This is a genomic window from Aeromonas simiae (genome assembly GCF_014892695.1).
Lineage (GTDB): Bacteria > Pseudomonadota > Gammaproteobacteria > Enterobacterales > Aeromonadaceae > Aeromonas > Aeromonas simiae.
Window position 1 is genome coordinate 598,600 of sequence record NZ_CP040449.1, and the last position, 19,123, is coordinate 617,722.

The following is a 19,123-nucleotide window of genomic DNA, read 5'->3' on the forward strand; positions in this document are numbered from 1 at the left end:
ATCTGGGATGGTTTTTTTGATCTGGGGGGGCAGGTGTGTCAGATAGGCAGGAAGGGTATGAAGGGGAGCAAGGGGGCTGATGAGGGCCCCCTGTGGTATCAGCGGCCAGCCAGATAGTCGAGCACCACCTGGTGGTGATTGCTGGTCTTGAACTTGTCGAAGACATGGGCGATCTGCCCCTGCTCATCGATGAGGAAGCTGATGCGATGAATGCCGTCATACTCCCGGCCCATGAACTTCTTGGGGCCCCACACACCAAAGGCGTCGGCCACCGCATGATCTTCGTCGGCGAGCAGGGTGAAGTTGAGGCCGTCGCGTTCGGCAAATTTCTTCAGGCGCTGCGGGGCATCCGGGCTGATGCCGAGCACGACCAGATTGTGGGCGTCAAGTTCGCTGCGGGTGTCTCGCAGGCCGCAGGCCTGGGTGGTGCAGCCCGGCGTCATGGCCTTGGGATAGAAGTAGACCAGCACCTTCCTACCGTGGAGATCGCTGAGGGAGACTGGCGTGCCGTTCTGATCCGGCAGGGTAAAGTCGGGAGCCTTGGCTCCGGCTTGCAGTATGGGCATGGCTGCTCCTTTGTTCAGTTATGGCGCCGAGTGAGGGCGAAGCGGAACGATTCTGCACCGAGTTCACGACAGAAGTCGGCGAAGGCGGCCTCGTGATCGAGATGGCTCTCGCCGACGGCGAGCTTGAGCTCGAAGGTGGCGCGCAGCAGGTTATAGGGCGTCTGCTCTATGGTCTCTGACTGCATGGCGTGAATGTCCCAGCCGTGCTGGCTGAAGTGCTGGGTGCAGCGGCAGACGATGCCCGGCTCGTCACGGATCAGCAACTGCGCCTCGGCGGAGAGCGGATAGTCACGGGGTTGATGACGCTCGGTGCGTTTCATCATGGTGATGAGATCCCACTCCTGACTGCGCAGGGGCAGGGTGATCTCGAGTTGCATCAAACTGTTCCAGTTACCTGACAGCAGCATGATGAAGGTGAACTCCTGTCCAAAGATACCCAGCCGGCTGTCGACGATGTTACAGCCACAGTCAGCGACATGACGGGTCACCTCGTTGACGATGCCGGGTCGGTCGGAGCCGATGGCGGTCACTACCAGGTAGTGGGTCATGAGTCTTATCTCGTCCTGAAATTTGGCCCATGGTAGCACGCTTGCCACCGTGGCTCCTTGTTTTTGCGGTAGCCGCACTTTACCATTACGGCCCTGAATTTCGGGAGAAAAGTCCATGCTTAGCGGTAGTCTTGTCGCACTCGTCACCCCCATGTTGCCCACCGGCGAGGTGGACTGGGCCAGCCTGGCTCATCTGGTCGAATATCATGTGGCAAGCGGCACCACGGCTATCGTTGCCGTCGGCACGACCGGCGAGTCGGTGACGCTGACCGAGGCCGAGCACATCGCCGTGGTCGAGAAGACGGTCGAGCTGGCCGCCGGACGTATTCCTGTCATCGCCGGTTGCGGCTCCAACAGCACCGCTCATGCCATTGAGCTGTCGCGCCGCTTCGAGCAAAGTGGGGTGGTGGCCGGCCTCTCCGTCACCCCTTATTACAACAAGCCGACCCAGGAAGGGCTCTATCGCCACTACAGCGCGATTGCCGACGCTAGTGGTCTGCCTCAGATCCTTTATAATGTGCCCGGCCGAACAGCCTGTGACCTCAAACCGGAAACGGTAGGGCGTCTGGCTGGCCACGCCAACATCATCGGCCTCAAGGAGGCCACCGGCGATCTGACCCGCACACCCTTGCTGCGCGAGCTGTGCGGTCCGGGGTTTGCGCTGTACAGTGGTGATGACGCCTCGGCGTGTGATTTCATGTTGCAAGGAGGGGACGGGGTGATCTCCGTGACCTCCAACATTGCAGCGGCCCTGATGCGCGACATGTGCCGTGCCGCGCTGGCTCGAGAGGCTGATGCCGCCCGAGCCATCAACGAGAGGTTGATGCCGCTGCACCGGACCCTGTTCATCGAGCCGAGCCCGATCCCGGTCAAGTGGGCCTGCGCCCAGCTTGGTCTGATCGCCTCGGCGACCCTGCGCCTGCCGCTCACTGACCTGACCCCGGAGGGGGAGGCGGCGATGCGCCAGGCGCTGCAGACTGCGGAGTTGATTGCGAGTGTCTAAAGCAAACGGAAGAGTACGCACTGCGGGGCTGGCCCTGCTCAGCCTGGCTGTCGTGGCTGGCTGCAGCAGCCCGGCCGAACGTAAGATGGCCAACCGCGGTTTCGATTACGAGGAGGCCAAGCTGGAAGGGCGTGCCTTCTTGGTTCCTGCCGGTTTGCAGGCCCCCCGCTTTAGCAGCGACTACGATGTGCCCCCCCTGCCCGAGGGCAATCGTGAGGGCCCTGTCGGTGCGGCCGTGGATGTGCGTCCACCGGCTCAGTTGCTGACCGTGGTACCCGGTAGCCAGGTGGTACAGAGCAGCGGCGATCCGACCGTCTCCTTCTATGCCCTGAGCACCTCACAGGATGTGAGCAGCGATGCCTGGGCCTTCCTGATGAACTTCCTCGCCAAATACAAGGTCACCACCGAGCAGCTCGATCGCGCTGCCGGCACCTTGGAGACCGGCTGGTTTACCAATACCGCCGCGCTGGATGGCTGGGGCGAAGAAGATGACGACTTCCAGATCCGTCAGCGTTACCTGTTCAGTCTCAAGGCCGATCCGGTACGCCATGGCATCAATGTGACGGCCAAGGTGGTGGAGCACGAGGAGACCGTCGACGGCGAGACCCGTACCACCCTGAGCGAGACCGAGGCACGCCGTTATGCGGTGCGGGCGTTGAACCAGTTCAGCCTCTATTACGACCAGCAGATCAAGGCGCGTGAGCAGCACAAGTCGACCGAAGGCATGGGCCTTGCGCTGGGCTTTGATAACAATGACCTGAGCGCCTGGGTGGCCGACGCCCCGTTCGATCAGGTCTGGCAGCGGATGAATCGCATGCTGCCGCGCTATGGTTTCACCATTAAGGACTCCCAGCAGTCACTCGGCTGGATCGACGTCGAGTATGACGATCCGGGCAAGGGCTTCTGGAGCGAGATCGGCGGCGAGCCGTTCAAGCTGGAGGAGGGCAAGTACCGCTTCCAGCTTGGCGAAATGGCGGGGGGCAAGACCTCCATCACGCTGTTCGACGAGGACAAGAAGCCGGTCAAGTCCGATGTGGTGTCGCAGATGCACATCACGCTTTCCCAGGCCTTTGCCAAGGCGCTGGCAGAGCAATCCGAATAAAAACAGGGGCCTTGTGCCCCTGTTTTGTTCCCTCCCACAAACAGGAAGTGTTAATACCATGAGTCTTGCAGACAAAGTATTGGCGGTGAATGACGATCTGCCGATCCGCACCGACCGTCCCGTCCACTCCGGCAAGGTTCGCAGCGTCTACTGGCTGACTGCCGAGGACAGTGCACGCCTCATCCGTGAAAAGGGTTATAACGTCCCGGCCGACACCCCGCTCGCCATCATGGTGATCAGTGACCGCATCTCTGCCTTTGACTGCATCTGGCAGGGAGAAGAGGGCTTGGCTGGCGTCCCCGGCAAGGGCGCGGCGCTCAACGCCATCTCCAGCCACTGGTTCAAGCTGTTCAAGGAGCAGGGTCTGGCCGATAGCCACATCCTCGACATTCCGCACCCCTTCGTCTGGATCGTGCAGAAGGCGAGCCCGGTGCTGGTCGAGGCGATTGCCCGTCAGTACATCACCGGCTCCATGTGGCGCGCCTACCAGAATGGTGAGCGTGAGTTCTGCGGCATCACCCTGCCGGAGGGGCTCACTAAGGATCAAAAGTTGCCTGAGCTGCTCATCACCCCCTCTACCAAGGGGATCCTGCGCGGTCTGGACGGTGTGCCGGAAGCCGATGACGTCAACGTCTCGCGCGCCGACCTTGAGCGTCACTATGCGGCCTTTGGATTTCGCTCCCCGGCGGATATCGATGGCTATGAGACCCTGCTCAAACAGGGCTTTGGCGTGATCGGTGAGGCGCTGGCTCAGCTGGATCAGATCTTCGTCGATACCAAGTTCGAGTTTGGCTACGTCAAGGATGCCGCCGGCAACGAGAAGCTCATCTACATGGATGAGGTGGGAACCCCCGACAGCTCCCGTATTTGGGATGGTGCGGCCCATCGCGAAGGCAAGATTGTCGAGCAGTCCAAAGAGGGCTTCCGTCAGTGGCTGCTGAATCACTTCCCGGATCCGGACATCCTGCTCAACAAGAACCGCATGGAAGAGCGCTTCGCCCTGGCTCGCGATAATCAGCTGCCGGTCGAGGTGATGATGGACATCTCCCGCACCTACATCGGCATTGCCGAGAAGGTGGTCGGCCACAAGATTGAGCTGTGCGCCAACCCGAAGCAGGAGATCATCGATATCCTGAGTGGCTACGGTCTTATCGACTGATTTTTTGGCAAACAAAATCAAACGTTTGCATTGCCTGCGACAAGGCCTCCTTCGGGAGGCCTTGCTCTTTTCAGCCGAATACCTGGTAGAGTAGATCACTGCGGATGGTGAGCCGTGGCCATCTGGAGTCTGTGCTGTCATCGCAGCAGGGGGCATGACATCAAGGTTGTCCTGCTGGGTCAGCACCGGCGCATCAAGGCGGTACCCCTGATTTGAGGCGCATCTTCCATCATGGGTTACTTGGCTTTGCCATAAAAAAACGGGCCCGTGGGCCCGTTGTCACTGCGCTTGCGCCATCAAGCCAGATAGCGCTCGATGGCGGCGCGAATGCCGGCTGCATCGAGGCCGAGCTGGGCGTAGATCTCCTCCTGAGTGCCCTGCTCAACGAACTGATCGGGCAGACCCAGATTGAGGACGGGGCGCAGCAGGCGCTCGCCCATCAGGAACTCGTTCACCGCCGAGCCGGCGCCCCCCATGATGGCGTTGTCCTCGACCGTGACCAGCACCTCGTGCTGCTCGGCGAGCGTGCGCAGTAGCGCCTCATCGAGTGGCTTGACGAAGCGCATGTCGACCAAGGTGGCATCCAGCGCCTCGGCGGCGAGTTGGGCCTGCGCCAGCAGGGTGCCAAAGCCGAGGATGGCGATCCGTTTGCCTTCGCGCACCACGCGTCCCTTGCCGATAGGCAGGGTCTCGAGATCCTGGCCGGCCTCGACCCCGCTGCCGCTGCCGCGCGGATAGCGCACCGCGGCGGGGCCATGGTGACGGTAGCCAGTGGAGAGCATCAGACGGCACTCCCGCTCGTCGGAGGGGGTCATGATCACCATGTTGGGCACGGTGCGCAGGAAGCTGATGTCAAACGCCCCCTGATGGGTTGGGCCGTCGGCGCCGACCAGACCTGCCCGGTCGATGGCAAACAGTACCGGCAGGTTTTGCAGTGCCACATCGTGGATCACCTGGTCATAGGCCCGTTGCAAGAAGCTCGAATAGATGGCGACCACCGGCTTTTTATTCTCGATGGCGAGGCCGGCGGCAAAGGTGACCGCGTGCTGCTCGGCAATCGCCACATCGAAGTAGCGGCTAGGGTATTGCTGGCTGAACTTGACCAGCCCCGAGCCCTCGCGCATGGCGGGAGTGATGCCGATCAGGCGCTCATCCTGCGCCGCCATGTCGCACAGCCACTGGCCGAAGATGGCGGAAAATCCCGGTTTGCCCCCGGCGCTTTTCGGCAGGGAGTGCTCGTCGGGGTTGAACTTGGGCACCCCGTGATAACCGATAGGATCCTTCTCGGCCGGCTCGTAGCCCTTGCCCTTCTTGGTTTTGACGTGCAGTAGCTGCGGCCCTTTGAGGCTGCGCATGTTGCGCAGGGTCTCCGTCAGGGCGTCGATGTCGTGGCCGTCGATGGGGCCGATGTAGTTGAAGCCGAACTCCTCGAACAGGGTGCCGGGCACCACCATCCCCTTGAGGTGCTCTTCGGCGCGCTTGGCCAGCTCTTTCACCGGGGGCAGCCCGGAGAGCACCTTCTTGCCCCCCTCGCGGATGGTGGTATAGAGCTTGCCCGACATCAGGCGGGCCAGGTTGTTGTTGAGGGCTCCGACATTTTCCGAGATGGACATCTCGTTGTCGTTGAGGATCACCAGCAGATCCTTGTGCACGTCACCGGCGTGGTTAAGGGCCTCGAACGCCATCCCTGCGGTCAGGGCGCCGTCACCTATGATGGCCACCACCTTGCGACCCAGCCCCTCCTCCTCGGCGGCGACCGCCATGCCGAGGGCAGCCCCGATGGAGGTGCTGGAGTGGCCGACGCTGAGCACGTCATACTCACTTTCGCCGCGCCAGGGGAAGGGGTGCAGGCCATCTTTCTGGCGGATGGTGTGCATGCGATGGCGCCGTCCGGTCAGGATCTTGTGCGGATAGGCCTGGTGGCCCACATCCCACACCAGCCGATCGAACGGGGTGTTGTAGACATAGTGCAGTGCCACGGTCAGTTCGACGGTGCCGAGTCCAGAGGCGAGATGGCCGCTGGAGCGGCTCACCGAGCGCAGCAGGTATTCCCGCAGCTCGTTGCACAGCAAGGGCAGGCGCTCGCGGGGGAGGGATCTCAGCTCGATCGGGGTATCGGCCAAGGCCAGGTTGGGGTAGTGGCTAATGTCGACGCTCATTTTATGTAGTCTTATCCGGCGCTCAGTGGGTTCGCTCTATGATGTAGTCGGCGAACGCTTCCAGTGTGGCGGTATTGTAAGGCAAGCCCCGCAGTGCCGTTAAGGCGCGTTGGTGCAATTCGCGGGCCAGCTCACGGGCGCCTTCGAGACCGATGAGGGCCGGATAGGTGCTCTTTTCGTGGGCCAGATCCGATCCCTGGCGTTTGCCTAGGGTCGCGGTATCGCCAACGATGTCGAGGATGTCATCCTGTACCTGGAAGGCCAACCCGATGGCATCGGCATAGTCGCGCAGGGCGCTGAGAGTTGCCTCGTCCATGTCGGCATGGCACAGGGCTCCCAGGGTAACGGCGCAGCGGATCAGGGCGCCGGTCTTGTGGCGGTGGATCGCTTCAAGCTGAGAGAGGCCCAGTTGCTTACGTTCCCCTTCCATGTCGAGAGCCTGCCCGCCGCACATGCCGGCATAGCCGGAGGCGCGGGCTAGCTCGGAGAGCATGCGCACCCGGTTGGCCATCAGCTCTGGCCCCATCGGGTGGTCGGCCAGAATGGTGAAGGCCAAGGTTTGCAGGGCATCCCCGGCCAGGATGGCAGTCGCCTCATCAAAGGCTTTGTGCACGGTCGGTTGACCACGACGCAGATCGTCGTCATCCATGGCCGGCAGATCATCGTGGATGAGGGAGTAGGCGTGAATACACTCCACCGCCGCCGCCGGGCCATCGAGCAGGGAGGTAGGCACCCCCAGCATTTCACCGACGGCATAGACCAGAAAGGGGCGCACTCGTTTGCCACCGAGCAGCAGGCCGTGGGACATGGCCTGTTTGAGGCGCGGAGCAGTGAGCGGCAGGGTTGCGAGCTGGCGCTCCAGCTCGGCATCGATGCGGCTGCGATACAGCGCGCTGAAGCTTGCCAATGACACTCACTCTTCTCCTTGCTCGGGGCTAAAATCAGCCAGTTGCGGGTTGCCGTTGGCCTCATCCATCAGGATCTGGATCTTTTGCTCGGCCTGCTCCAGCTTCTGCTGGCCGGCACGCACCAGATGGATTCCTTGCTCGAATTGCTTGAGGGCCTCCTCAAGGGGGAGTGAGCCCTGTTCCAGCTGATGGACGATGGCTTCTAACTCCGCCAGGGTGGCATCAAAACTCAGGCGATCACTTTTCTTGCTGACCATCATCACTCTCTGGCTGCGAAAAAACCGCCTTATATTAACACCTGAGCGGAAGTGGCGGGAGGCTGAAAAAGCAAACTCGGATAAACTTGCCGGCGTGAGTGCCGATAGATAACCTGAGCTGCGCGGTGGCGGGCGGGTCTGGTGCTTCGCAAACAAGGCTTCTCCATCGTTTCAACAGACAGGGCACGAGTTGCTAACAACAGAGGTATTGGCGTGGATCTGGGTAGTCTGATTGGCATAGTGCTGGGTTTTGGGGTGGTAATTTACGGCATGTTGCTGGGGGGACCGGTGACCATGTACCTGGATATGCCCTCCGTCTACATTACCATTTTGGGATCGATCTTCATCGCCATGATGAAGTTCAACCTGAGTCAGTTTCTGCTGGCGTTCAAGGTGGCGGGCAAAGCATTCATGTACAAGGGCGACAAGATTGAAGAGTTGATCGCCAAAGCGGTCGAGCTGGCCGATGCTGCCCGTAAGGGCGGGTTTCTGGCGCTGGAGGCGGCCGAGATCCCCAACCCTTTCATGAAAAAAGGGATCGACATGCTGGTCGATGGCCACGATGCCGAAGTGGTGCGTTCTGTGCTGGAAAAAGATATCGAACTGACAGCCGAGCGGCACGTCATCGCCATTAAGGTGTTTCGCACCCTCGGGGATCTTGGGCCAGCGATGGGCATGATAGGTACTCTAGTCGGTCTGGTGGCCATGCTCTCGAACATGAGCGATCCCAAGTCTATCGGCCCCGCCATGGCGGTGGCGCTGCTGACCACCTTGTATGGGGCCATCGAGGCTAACATGATCGCCATCCCCATTGCCGACAAGCTTGAGCTGCGTAGCGGTGAGGAGCGGTTGACCCGAAGCCTAGTGCTAGACGCCATCATGGGGATCCAGGATGGTCAGAATCCGCGGGTCATCGAGAGCATGCTGAAAAACTACCTGAATCAGTCTAAACGTGGCGAAGAGGCCGCTTAGGGGAAGTCATGTCCAAGTGCAAATGCCCCCCGCCCGGTTTGCCAGGTTACATGGGGACCTTCGCTGACCTGATGTCACTGCTCATGTGCTTCTTCGTTCTGCTGCTTTCGTTTGCCGAGATGGATGTGCAGAAGTTTAAGCAGATCGCCGGCTCGATGGAGAAGGCCTTTGGGGTGCAGAATATTCTCGAAGTGAAGGATATCCCCAAAGGGACGTCAGTCATCGCCCAGGAATTTCGCCCCGGGCGTCCCGAACCAACCCCTATCGACACAGTGATGCAACAGACGGTCGATCTGACCCAGACCGAGCTCGATTTCCAGCCTGGTGACGCTGATACTGCCGGGGGGCAGGAGAGTAAGGCTCCCCGTCAGGGAGGAGAACAGGCCCAGCAGGAACAGGCAGTGGCCCAGGCTCGTTCAAATGCACTGGCCAAACAGCTAGCGGAGCAGTTGAAGAGCCAGGTACAAAATCACTCGATTGAGATTGAGGCGCTCGGTCAGCAGGTGATCATTCGTATTCGCGAGAAGGCTGCCTTCCCGGCCGGATCTGCCTTCTTGCAGCCCCAGTTCTGGCCGGTAATCCACCAGGTGGCGGCCCTGCTTAAGGATGTGCCGGGTGAGATCACTGTGTCGGGCCACACCGATGATAGCCCGACCGAGAACGAGCTTTATCGCTCCAATTGGGATCTTTCCACCCAGCGGGCCGTAGCGGTGGCCCACCAGATGATCAAGGTGCAGGGGTTGGATCAACATCGACTGGTGGTGCAAGGATTGGCTGACAGTAAACCCTTGGTAGCCAACGACAGCGAGGAGCGACGCGGCATGAACCGGCGAGTGGAAATTGCCATCATGCAGGGTAAGCCGAGTGTCTCCGAACCGATTGGCGTGCCTAAGGAATGACCACCTAACTTGGTTTTCTGGTGGCTTCATATTAAGATGAGCATCCACATTACATGACGGTGGCCGGTTTTTGGCCGCTGTCTCTATTCTAGATAACCCAGGTTTCGACTATGAATCATACTCCGATGACTGTGCGCGGCGCTGAGAAGCTGCGCGAAGAGCTTGAATACCTCAAGACGGTGCTTCGCCCGCAGATTATCGAAGCCATTGCCGAAGCGCGTGAGCACGGTGACCTGAAAGAGAATGCGGAATACCATGCGGCTCGCGAGCAGCAAGGATTTTGCGAGGGGCGGATCCAGGAGATCGAAGGTAAATTGGCTAACGCCCAGGTCATCGACGTGACCAAGATGGCCAGCAATGGTCGCATCATCTTCGGCTCCACCGTCACCCTGCTCAAGACCGAGACCGAAGAGGAAGTGGTCTATCGCATCGTGGGTGATGATGAAGCTGATATCAAACAGAATCTCATCTCGATCAATTCCCCCATCGCCCGAGCCCTGATCGGCAAGGAAGTCGATGACGTTGCTGTGGTTAAGACTCCGGGCGGCGAAGTGGAGTACGAGATCCTCGACGTTCAGTATCTGTAAGTGGCGTGATGCCATGGTGACGGGGAGCCTTCGGCTCCCCGTTTGCATTCATTGAATGCAGTCGGTGCGGATGAAGGTGTCTTGATGACGCTCGAACAGCCACTGTTTGAGGGTGGTGAGCTCGGGCTCAGGCATGGTGAAGGTCAAGGCCCAATCCGATGGGGGATAGGCCTTGCGCACCCAGCGCCCGGTGAGGGGAAGCGCGGGTTGCATAGGCAGGCAGAGAGCCGCTTCCAACAGGGCGCCGGTTTGTGGTTGAACGTCTTGGGTATCGACCACCATGCCGCGTTCTGACATGTCCAGTACCCGCCAGCAGAATTGTGGCGAGATGAGGTGAGCCTCTTCATGCAGACGCCAGGGTCTGGGTTGGCGGCCGGTGAGATCCTCTATGGCTGGGGGCCGCAACTGGGGTTCTATCTCTCCCCCCGGTTGGCGTTGCAGTACCAGAGGAAAGCGCAGTCGGTGAGAGGCGACTTCCGCCTCCAGGGTCAGGTGATTGGAGCGTTGCAACAGACTCAGGAGCGAGGCATCGAGTTCGCTGTGTAGCAGTGAACTGACATCCTGCGAAGAGATGGATACATCACCCAGCAGCATGGCCAGTTCATCGGGGGTAAGGAGCGGCTCGTCAGCCATGATCGCCTCTTTACACTGCATTCATCACAGGTTAAGAGGCCTGACGCTAGCTTGGCAACCGCTTTGGCAAGCGGCAGAGGAGAAGGAAAGAGCAGAGCTCTCTCCTTTACTTGCGGGGCAGGGTGATCTTGGGTTCTTGAGCTTGACGGTAGAGCGTCAGAATATGACCCAGGGTCTGCACCTTTTCCGCCTTGGTTTCGCGCACGATGGCAGCAAAGATCAGCTGTTTGGTTTCGCGATCCGAGGTGGCCACCTTGACCTTGATCAGTTCATGATGGGCTAGGGCGATATCGATCTCGGCCAGTACGCCTTCGGTCAGACCGTGTTGGCCGAGCAGGACCACCGGCTTGAGGCTGTGGGCGAGACCTTTCAGGTACTGTTTCTGTTTGTTGTTCAGCGTCATGGCATTTTCTTCGTTAGTCTGGGTTGAAAGGGGCGTATTCTAACCCCACTTAGCCCTCAATAGTAATAACCCTTGCGGTTTTTTGAAGTCGGATAACATGACCCAGAAGAAACGTTCCGCCAGCTCGACACGCTGGTTGAAAGAGCACTTTGATGATCAGTACGTGAAGAAGGCCCAGCAGATGGGGCTTCGCTCACGCGCCGTGTTCAAGATTGAAGAGATTCAGGGAAAGGATCGTCTGCTGCGTAGCGGCATGACGGTAGTGGATCTCGGGGCTGCCCCTGGTGGCTGGTCTCAGTATGCAGCAAGCCAGGTGGGTGAGCAGGGCCGGGTGATCGCCTGTGACATTTTGCCGATGGATCCCATCGTCGGTGTCGATTTCCTTCAGGGGGACTTTCGCGAAGATACTGTGCTAAGCGCCCTGCTGGAGCGAGTCGGCCCCGATAAAGTCGATGTGGTGATGTCCGATATGGCGCCCAACATGAGTGGTACCCAGCAGGTGGATCAGGCCCGTTCCATGTATTTGGTGGAGCTGGCGCTGGACATGTGCCATCAGGTATTGCGCAGTGATGGTTGCTTCGTTGCCAAGGTGTTTCAGGGGGAGGGGTTTGATGCCTATCTCAATGAAATTCGTAAGATTTTTAAAACAGTCAAGATTCGGAAACCAGACTCGTCGAGAGCCCGTTCACGGGAAGTCTACATTGTGGCTACCGGTTTTAAACTGTAGTACCCTAACTTTTGTCGTTAACAGTCAGTCTGCGAGGTTACTGATTTGAGTGACATGGCGAAAAATTTAATCCTGTGGCTGGTCATCGCTGTCGTCTTGATGTCGGTGTTTAACAGCTTCAGCCCCAGTGATACCGCCGGGCGACAGCTGGATTACACCAGTTTTGTCAAGGATGTGTCTCAGGAACAGATCCGGGAAGTGCGGATTGACGGTAAGGTCATCAATGGTGTCAAGCGTAGTGGCGAGCGTTTTCTGACTGTTATTCCTGCGCAGGATGATCAGCTGATCAACGACTTGATCAACCACAACGTCAAGGTTGAGGGGGTCAAGCCGGAAGAGCCTTCCCTCATTACCTCCATCTTCATCTCCTGGTTCCCCATGCTGCTGTTGATTGGTGTGTGGGTGTTCTTCATGCGTCAGATGCAAGGGGGCGGTGGCAAGGGCGCCATGTCCTTTGGCAAGAGCAAGGCGCGCCTGATGAGTGAAGATCAGATCAAGACCACCTTTGCCGATGTCGCCGGTTGCGATGAGGCCAAGGAGGAGGTCAAGGAGCTGGTTGATTACCTGCGTGACCCGAGCAAATTCCAGAAACTGGGTGGCAAGATCCCGACCGGCGTACTGCTGGTGGGCCCTCCCGGTACTGGTAAGACCCTGCTGGCCAAGGCCATTGCCGGTGAGGCCAAGGTGCCTTTCTTCACCATCTCCGGCTCTGATTTCGTCGAGATGTTCGTCGGTGTGGGTGCCTCCCGGGTGCGTGACATGTTCGAGCAGGCCAAGAAGTCTTCGCCCTGCATCATCTTCATTGATGAAATCGACGCGGTCGGTCGTCAGCGTGGCGCGGGTCTGGGTGGTGGTCACGATGAACGTGAGCAGACACTCAACCAGATGCTGGTTGAGATGGATGGTTTTGAAGGCAACGAGGGCATCATTGTCATCGCCGCGACTAACCGTCCCGATGTGCTTGACCCTGCCCTGCTGCGTCCGGGCCGTTTCGACCGCCAGGTCGTGGTGGGCCTGCCGGATGTCCGCGGTCGTGAGCAGATCCTGAAGGTGCATATGCGCAAAGTGCCGTTGGCTGATGACGTCAACCCGGCGCTGATTGCCCGTGGTACCCCGGGTTTCTCCGGTGCCGATCTGGCCAACCTGGTCAACGAGGCCGCTCTCTTCTCTGCCCGTGAGAGCCGCCGCGTGGTCTCCATGGCCGAGTTCGAGAAGGCCAAAGACAAGATCATGATGGGGGCGGAACGTCGCTCCATGGTAATGAAGGAGTCCGAGAAGGAGATGACCGCCTATCATGAGGCCGGTCACGCCATCATCGGTCGTCTGGTGCCGGATCATGACCCGGTTTACAAGGTGTCTATCATCCCGCGTGGTCGTGCGCTGGGGGTAACCATGTATCTGCCGGAACAGGATCGCTGGAGTCACTCCAAGCAGCATCTGGAGTCGATGATCTCCAGTCTGTATGGTGGACGCCTCGCTGAAGAGCTTATCTATGGTGCCGAGAAGGTATCCACTGGGGCTTCAAATGATATCGAGCGTGCTACCGACATTGCCCGCAAGATGGTCACCCAGTGGGGGATGTCCGAGCGTCTCGGCCCCATGCTCTATGCAGAAGAAGATGGTGAGGTGTTCCTCGGTCGCAGCATGGCCAAGGCCAAGCACATGTCCGACGACACTGCTCGCGTCATCGATGCAGAGGTCAAGCAAGTCATCGATCGCAACTATGCCCGTTCCAAGCAGATCCTGCTCGATAATATGGACGTGTTGCATAGCATGAAAGATGCGCTGATGAAGTATGAAACCATCGACGCCAAGCAGATCGACGATCTGATGGCGCGCCGTGAGGTACGTGCTCCCAGCAACTGGCATGATGAGCATGGCGATACCCCGCAAGGGGGCGCTTCTGCTGAGAGCGACAGCACGCCAACGGTCGAGCCGCAGGATAAGGGTGATACCGATATCGGTAAGGCCAATGATCTACCGGCCCAGTAATCACTGATCTCATCAAACCCCGGGCTTGCCCGGGGTTTTTCTTTGTTCCGGACGCATCAAGGAGTTTTATGTTGCTGGAAAGCAAGGGCATTTCTCTCTCTCTCGAACGCCCGCACGTAATGGGTATTCTCAACGTCACGCCAGACTCATTTTCGGATGGCGGCAGTTGGAATCGACTCGATCTGGCACTGACCCACGCCCGTCACATGGTGGCCGAGGGGGCGACCCTGATCGATATCGGGGGGGAGTCGACTCGTCCTGGTGCCCCCGCTGTGAGCGAGCAGGAGGAGCTGGATCGGGTTATCCCCGTGGTGGAGCATCTGGCCCGCGAGTGTGAGGTCATGCTCTCGCTCGATACCTCCAAGGCCGCCGTGATGCGCGAGGGTTGCCGTGCGGGTGCCCATCTCATCAACGACGTGCGTGCCTTGCAGGAGCCCGGCGCACTACAGGCTGCGGCTGAGGCCGGTGTCCCCGTCTGCCTGATGCATATGCAGGGACAGCCGAGAACCATGCAGCAGGCGCCTCATTATGAGGATTTACTCGGTGAGGTGCGGGCCTTCTTCGATGAACGGATCCAGGCCTGCGAAGCGGCTGGGATAGTTCGTGACCGGCTCCTGCTCGATCCTGGCTATGGCTTTGGCAAGAACCTCGCCCACAACTACCAACTGCTCGCCTGTCAGGAGCAACTGCTCGATTACGCACTGCCACTCTTGGTCGGAATGTCGCGAAAGTCTATGATAGGCAACCTGCTGGGCCGTCCGGTTGATGAGCGGCTGCCCGGGAGTCTGGCTTGTGCCATGATCGGCATGCAGAAGGGGGCACGCATTATCCGCGTGCACGACGTGCAGGCCACCATGGATGCCCTTCGGGTGGCGTGGATGACCATGACTGGCCGGGATTTTTCCCAAAAATGATACGAGCACGATAACAATGGCAAGAAAGTATTTCGGCACCGACGGAGTGCGTGGCAAGGTGGGTGAGTTCCCCATTACTCCTGATTTTGTGATGAAGTTAGGTTGGGCGGCCGGCAAGGTACTCTCCAAGAAGGGCACCAAGAAGGTATTGATCGGTAAGGACACCCGGATCTCCGGCTATATGCTGGAAGCGGCGCTGGAAGCCGGCCTCTCCGCAGCCGGCCTCAAGGCCACGCTGCTTGGCCCCATGCCAACCCCCGCCGTGGCGTATTTGACTCGCACCTTCCGTGCTGAGGCCGGGATCGTCATCAGTGCCTCGCACAACCCTTTCTACGATAACGGCATCAAGTTCTTCTCTGCCGATGGCACCAAGTTGCCGGACGAGGTAGAAGAGGCCATTGAGGACATGCTGGATCACGATCTGGAGTGTGTTGAGTCGGCCCTGCTCGGCAAGGCGGTGCGTATCGATGATGCGGCCGGCCGCTATATCGAATTTTGCAAGAGCACCTTTCCTTCTCTGTTGAATCTGGATGGGCTGCGTCTCGTGGTGGACTGCGGTCATGGCGCCACCTACCACATCGCCCCTTCCGTATTCCGCGAACTGGGGGCCGAGGTCATCGCCATTGGCTGTGAGCCAAATGGCCTCAATATTAATGACGGTGTCGGCTCTACCGCTCCGGATGCGCTGGCGGCCAAGGTTCTTGAGTGCAAGGCGGATCTGGGTATCGCCTTCGATGGTGATGGCGATCGGGTGGTCATGGTCGACAGTACCGGTTACATCATCGATGGTGACGAAATTCTCTACATCATCGCCCGTGATGCGCTGCGTAATGGTCGCCTCAAAGGTGGCGTGGTGGGAACCCTGATGGCCAACATGGGGCTCGAACTGGCGCTGCAGACGCTCGGTATTCCATTTGCCCGTGCCAAGGTAGGCGATCGCTACGTGCTGGAGATGATGGAGCAGAAGGGGTGGCGCATTGGAGGAGAAAACTCCGGTCACATCATCTGCCTGGATCAGACCACCACTGGGGATGGTATCGTCGCAGCTTTACAGGTGCTGGGGGCCATGCGTGCTGCCGAGATGCCGCTCTCCAAGCTGCGCTCCGGCATGTCCAAGTTCCCGCAAATCCTCATCAATGTCCGTTACGGTGAAGGGCAAGATCCGCTCTCTTGCCAGGCTGTACATGATGAAGTCAGCAAGGTTGAGCAGGAGCTGGCCGGTCGTGGCCGGGTACTGCTACGCAAGTCCGGCACTGAGCCGCTGATCCGCGTCATGGTTGAAGGTGAGCATGAAGAGCAGGTTCGCTCCATGGCCCAGCGCATTGCCGAACAGGTGAAATCGGCCATTTAAGGGGCAGGCAAGGCGGCTTTTTGGCCGTCTTGCCTATATCTCGCTCAAACGATTCAAAAACTTCAAAAAAGTGCTTGTCAGTGGTGGGTGTGGTCGATATTATCTGCCTCGCTTTCGCAAGGGAGTGAGGATTCAAGCCTGGCGCGAGTAAGTTGCTGGGGAATCTAGAATCTGAGAAGGCCGGTGGGCCTCATTCCTAAAGGGTAAGTGAAATGTACGAGATTTTGTTGGTTCTTTATCTGCTCGTTTCGCTGGGTCTGATTGGCTTGGTGATGGTTCAGCAGGGTAAAGGAGCTGATATGGGTGCCTCTTTCGGCGCTGGAGCATCGAATACGATTTTCGGTTCTTCCGGATCGGGAAACTTCCTGACCCGTACAACTGCGATTTTAGCGACTGTGTTTTTCGTGATTAGCCTGGTGCTTGGTAACCTGTCTACTCACAAGGTAAAACAGAGTGGCGAGTGGGAAAACCTGCAACAACCTCAGCAGGTTGAGAAAACTGAAGCGCCGGTAAAAAAGGACGCTGACGTACCCAACTAAGAGTTAATGCCGTGGTGGTGAAATTGGTAGACACGCTATCTTGAGGGGGTAGTGCCCTAGGGTGTGCGGGTTCGAGTCCCGCCCACGGCACCAATTGAGAGTAACCCGATGCTTTAGTTCGGGAAGCCCGTCAAATCTTGAACCTGAGTTTTGATGTGGCTATAATCTCGCACGATTTCGGACGCGGGGTGGAGCAGCCTGGTAGCTCGTCGGGCTCATAACCCGAAGGTCGTCGGTTCAAATCCGGCCCCCGCAACCAAATTTCACGCTTTCCATTGCTCAGGAAGGCGGTCGCTGCGAGGCGACAATCAGGGTAAAGCGACAAGCCCCGATTTGATATCGGGGCTTTTTGTCATGTGCGCTTTATGCTGACCTGATCAGACCTGGGCTTTATGCCCTTTTTTTGTTTTTTCGGAGGGTGACTTTGGCTACGTTGGAACAACGTCTGACCGAGCTGCTCGAGGCGCCAATTCAGGCCCTCGGCTTCGAACTGTGGGGAATCGAATTTGCCCGTGCCGGCAAGCACTCCACTCTGCGCATTTATATCGACAGTGAACAGGGTGTCTCTGTCGATAATTGTGCAGAAGTGAGCTATCAGGCTGGGGCGCTGCTGGATGTTGAGGATCCGATCAGCGAGGAGTACTACCTCGAGGTCTCCTCTCCTGGCCTCGACCGTGCCCTGTTCAAGGTCGCCCATTTCGAGAAATACATTGGCCAAGAGGCGGCGGTAACGCTCCGGATGGCTACCAATAACCGCCGCAAGTTCACAGGCGTAATTAAGGCTGTACAGGGTGACCTGATCACCCTGACGGTAGATGGTAAGGATGAAATGCTGGCTTTCACTAACATCCAGAAGGCCAACATTGTGCCGCACTTCGGTTAACGAGGCTTTTCCACATGAACAAAGAGATTTTGCTGGTCGTTGACGCAGTTTCCAACGAGAAGGCCGTACCCCGCGAGAAGATCTTCCAGGCTCTGGAGACCGCGCTGGCCACCGCGACCAAGAAGAAGTACGAAGGTGAGATCGAAGTGCGTGTTGCCATCGATCGTAAGACGGGTGACTTCGATACCTTCCGCCGCTGGAAAGTGATTGCCGACCAGGCTGAGATGGAAAACCCGTATGCCGAGATCACCCTGGAAGCGGCTCAGGTTGAAGAACCCGAGATCCAGCTGGGCGAGTACGTTGAAGATCAGATTGAATCTGTCACCTTCGACCGTATCACCACCCAGACCGCCAAGCAGGTGATCGTGCAGAAAGTGCGCGAAGCAGAGCGTTCCCAAGTCGTTGAGCAGTTCAAGGACAAGGAAGGCACCATCATCAGCGGCGTGGTGAAGAAGAGTAACCGCGACAACATCATCTTGGATCTCGGCAGCAACGCCGAAGCGGTGATTTTCCGTGACGACATGCTGCCGCGTGAAATGTTCCGCCCCGGTGACCGCGTGCGTGGCCTGCTCTACTCGGTGCGTCCCGAGGCGCGTGGCTCCCAGCTGTTTGTCAGCCGCTCCAGCCCGGACTTCCTCAAAGAGCTGTTCCGCATCGAAGTGCCCGAGATCGGCGAAGAGATGATCGAAATCATGGGCGCGGCTCGTGATCCGGGTTCCCGCGCCAAGATCGCGGTAAAGACCAACGATCGCCGTATCGATCCGATCGGTGCCTGTATCGGTATGCGTGGTGCCCGTGTTCAGGCCGTTTCTGCTGAACTCAGTGGCGAGCGCGCCGACATCGTGCTGTACGATGACAACCCGGCCCAGTACGTGATCAACGCCATGGCGCCGGCCGACGTGGCCTCCATCATCGTGGATGAAGATAACCACACCATGGACATCGCCGTGGAAGCGGCCAACTTGGCTCAGGCCATCGGCCGTAACGGCCAGAACGTGCGTCTGGCCTCCCAACTGACTGGTTGGGAACTGAACGTGATGACCGTTGAGGACATGCGTGCCAAGCACCAGGCCGAAAACGATCGCATCATGAACCTGTTTACCACTGCCCTCGACATCGACGACGATTTCGCCGAGATGCTGATGGAAGAAGGCTTCTCCACCTTAGAAGAGATTGCCTACGTACCGGTGAACGAACTGCTGGCTATCGACGGCCTGGATGAAGACACCGTCGAAGAGCTGCGTGGCCGTGCTAAAGCCGCTTTGACCACCAAGGCGCTGGCCAATGAAGAATCCAAGGAAGCTGTCGAGCCGAGTGAAGAGCTGCTGGCTCTCGAAGGGCTGGACAACGAAACCGCTCATGCGCTGGCCGCGCGCGGTATCGGCACCTTGGAAGATTTGGCCGAGCAAGGCATTGATGACCTTGCCGATATCGAAGGGCTGACCGCCGAGAAGGCTGGTGAGCTGATAATGGCTGCTCGCAACATCTGTTGGTTCGGAGAGCAGTCTTGAGTACAGGATC

At 58.7% G+C, this 19,123-nt stretch carries 20 protein-coding genes and 2 tRNA genes; 15 read left to right on the forward strand and 7 right to left on the reverse strand.

Going from position 1 to position 19,123, the window contains the following annotated elements; translation table 11 throughout:
* Positions 1-98 precede the first annotated feature (98 nt).
* Both bcp and FE240_RS02820 read right to left on the reverse strand, forming a co-directional pair.
* Positions 99-566 carry a thioredoxin-dependent thiol peroxidase gene (bcp, locus tag FE240_RS02815; RefSeq protein ID WP_042046800.1) on the reverse strand — a complete coding sequence of 156 codons (468 nt, stop codon included), beginning with the start codon at positions 564-566 and terminating at the stop codon, positions 99-101.
* 14 nt (positions 567-580) lie between these two features.
* Entirely contained in the window at positions 581-1,114 is a 534-nt protein-coding gene (locus tag FE240_RS02820; RefSeq protein ID WP_193003300.1) for a glycine cleavage system protein R, read from the reverse strand.
* 115 nt (positions 1,115-1,229) lie between these two features.
* Here FE240_RS02820 and dapA point away from each other — a divergent pair, with 115 nt between their 5' ends.
* Genes dapA through FE240_RS02835 form a run of 3 tightly spaced genes read left to right on the forward strand, consistent with a single transcriptional unit; the run spans position 1,230 to position 4,378 of the window.
* Positions 1,230-2,117 (forward strand): 4-hydroxy-tetrahydrodipicolinate synthase, encoded by an 888-nt coding sequence (dapA, locus tag FE240_RS02825; protein ID WP_193003301.1) that lies wholly within the window; start codon positions 1,230-1,232, stop codon positions 2,115-2,117.
* Positions 2,110-3,219: an outer membrane protein assembly factor BamC gene (gene bamC / locus FE240_RS02830; protein WP_226798953.1), complete on the forward strand. Its 1,110-nt coding sequence runs from the start codon at positions 2,110-2,112 to the stop codon at positions 3,217-3,219. Before dapA ends, bamC begins: the two co-directional genes overlap by 8 nt.
* A 58-nt stretch (positions 3,220-3,277) precedes the next feature.
* Positions 3,278-4,378, forward strand: a complete 1,101-nt coding sequence (locus FE240_RS02835) for a phosphoribosylaminoimidazolesuccinocarboxamide synthase (protein ID WP_042046793.1) — start codon at positions 3,278-3,280, stop codon at positions 4,376-4,378.
* A gap of 296 nt (positions 4,379-4,674) precedes the next feature.
* Here FE240_RS02835 and dxs read toward each other — a convergent pair whose 3' ends face one another.
* From dxs to xseB, 3 genes are read right to left on the reverse strand one after another with little or no spacing between them, the layout of a single operon-like run.
* A complete protein-coding gene (gene dxs, locus FE240_RS02840; protein WP_193003302.1) occupies positions 4,675-6,537 on the reverse strand; it encodes a 1-deoxy-D-xylulose-5-phosphate synthase in 1,863 nt (620 codons plus the stop codon).
* A 22-nt stretch (positions 6,538-6,559) separates the two neighbouring features.
* Positions 6,560-7,450 carry a (2E,6E)-farnesyl diphosphate synthase gene (ispA, locus tag FE240_RS02845; RefSeq protein WP_193003303.1) on the reverse strand — a complete coding sequence of 297 codons (891 nt, stop codon included), beginning with the start codon at positions 7,448-7,450 and terminating at the stop codon, positions 6,560-6,562.
* Positions 7,451-7,702: an exodeoxyribonuclease VII small subunit gene (gene xseB, locus FE240_RS02850; protein ID WP_193003304.1), complete on the reverse strand. Its 252-nt coding sequence runs from the start codon at positions 7,700-7,702 to the stop codon at positions 7,451-7,453. It abuts the gene before it with no gap.
* Positions 7,703-7,915: 213 nt separating this feature from the next.
* Between xseB and pomA the strand changes: the two genes are divergently transcribed.
* From pomA to greA, 3 genes are all read left to right on the forward strand, one after another.
* Positions 7,916-8,674 carry a flagellar motor protein PomA gene (pomA, locus tag FE240_RS02855; RefSeq protein ID WP_193003305.1) on the forward strand — a complete coding sequence of 253 codons (759 nt, stop codon included), beginning with the start codon at positions 7,916-7,918 and terminating at the stop codon, positions 8,672-8,674.
* 8 nt (positions 8,675-8,682) lie between these two features.
* Complete coding sequence (locus tag FE240_RS02860) at positions 8,683-9,573, forward strand: flagellar motor protein MotB (protein WP_193003306.1); 891 nt, start codon at positions 8,683-8,685, stop codon at positions 9,571-9,573.
* A 110-nt stretch (positions 9,574-9,683) separates the two neighbouring features.
* Positions 9,684-10,160, forward strand: a complete 477-nt coding sequence (gene greA / locus FE240_RS02865) for a transcription elongation factor GreA (RefSeq protein WP_042046782.1) — start codon at positions 9,684-9,686, stop codon at positions 10,158-10,160.
* A 48-nt stretch (positions 10,161-10,208) separates the two neighbouring features.
* Here the strand turns inward: greA and FE240_RS02870 are convergent, their stop codons facing one another.
* The gene (locus FE240_RS02870; RefSeq protein ID WP_193003307.1) at positions 10,209-10,793 is read right to left on the reverse strand and encodes a PilZ domain-containing protein; all 585 of its coding nucleotides are present in this window, start codon (positions 10,791-10,793) and stop codon (positions 10,209-10,211) included.
* 106 nt (positions 10,794-10,899) lie between these two features.
* Complete coding sequence (gene yhbY / locus FE240_RS02875; RefSeq protein ID WP_042046779.1) at positions 10,900-11,196, reverse strand: ribosome assembly RNA-binding protein YhbY; 297 nt, start codon at positions 11,194-11,196, stop codon at positions 10,900-10,902.
* 97 nt (positions 11,197-11,293) lie between these two features.
* On the opposite strand from yhbY, the gene rlmE reads away from it, so the two are divergent.
* The 9 genes from rlmE to nusA all read left to right on the forward strand — a co-directional run bounded on the left by rlmE (position 11,294) and on the right by nusA (position 19,113).
* On the forward strand, positions 11,294-11,923 hold the full coding sequence (rlmE, locus tag FE240_RS02880; RefSeq protein ID WP_042046778.1) for a 23S rRNA (uridine(2552)-2'-O)-methyltransferase RlmE: 630 nt from the start codon (positions 11,294-11,296) through the stop codon (positions 11,921-11,923).
* A gap of 45 nt (positions 11,924-11,968) precedes the next feature.
* The gene (gene ftsH / locus FE240_RS02885) at positions 11,969-13,915 is read left to right on the forward strand and encodes an ATP-dependent zinc metalloprotease FtsH (RefSeq protein WP_193003308.1); all 1,947 of its coding nucleotides are present in this window, start codon (positions 11,969-11,971) and stop codon (positions 13,913-13,915) included.
* A 68-nt stretch (positions 13,916-13,983) separates the two neighbouring features.
* Entirely contained in the window at positions 13,984-14,829 is an 846-nt protein-coding gene (gene folP, locus FE240_RS02890) for a dihydropteroate synthase (protein WP_193003309.1), read from the forward strand.
* 16 nt (positions 14,830-14,845) lie between these two features.
* On the forward strand, positions 14,846-16,180 hold the full coding sequence (gene glmM / locus FE240_RS02895; protein ID WP_042046773.1) for a phosphoglucosamine mutase: 1,335 nt from the start codon (positions 14,846-14,848) through the stop codon (positions 16,178-16,180).
* Between the two features lie 212 nt (positions 16,181-16,392).
* Positions 16,393-16,719: a preprotein translocase subunit SecG gene (gene secG, locus FE240_RS02900; RefSeq protein WP_193003310.1), complete on the forward strand. Its 327-nt coding sequence runs from the start codon at positions 16,393-16,395 to the stop codon at positions 16,717-16,719.
* An 8-nt stretch (positions 16,720-16,727) separates the two neighbouring features.
* Positions 16,728-16,812: transfer RNA gene (locus FE240_RS02905), tRNA-Leu, on the forward strand.
* Between the two features lie 89 nt (positions 16,813-16,901).
* Positions 16,902-16,978, forward strand: a tRNA-Met gene (locus tag FE240_RS02910).
* A 165-nt stretch (positions 16,979-17,143) separates the two neighbouring features.
* Positions 17,144-17,602 (forward strand): ribosome maturation factor RimP, encoded by a 459-nt coding sequence (gene rimP, locus FE240_RS02915; RefSeq protein WP_042046770.1) that lies wholly within the window; start codon positions 17,144-17,146, stop codon positions 17,600-17,602.
* 14 nt (positions 17,603-17,616) lie between these two features.
* On the forward strand, positions 17,617-19,113 hold the full coding sequence (nusA, locus tag FE240_RS02920) for a transcription termination factor NusA (protein ID WP_193003311.1): 1,497 nt from the start codon (positions 17,617-17,619) through the stop codon (positions 19,111-19,113).
* Positions 19,114-19,123: the final 10 nt, after the last annotated feature.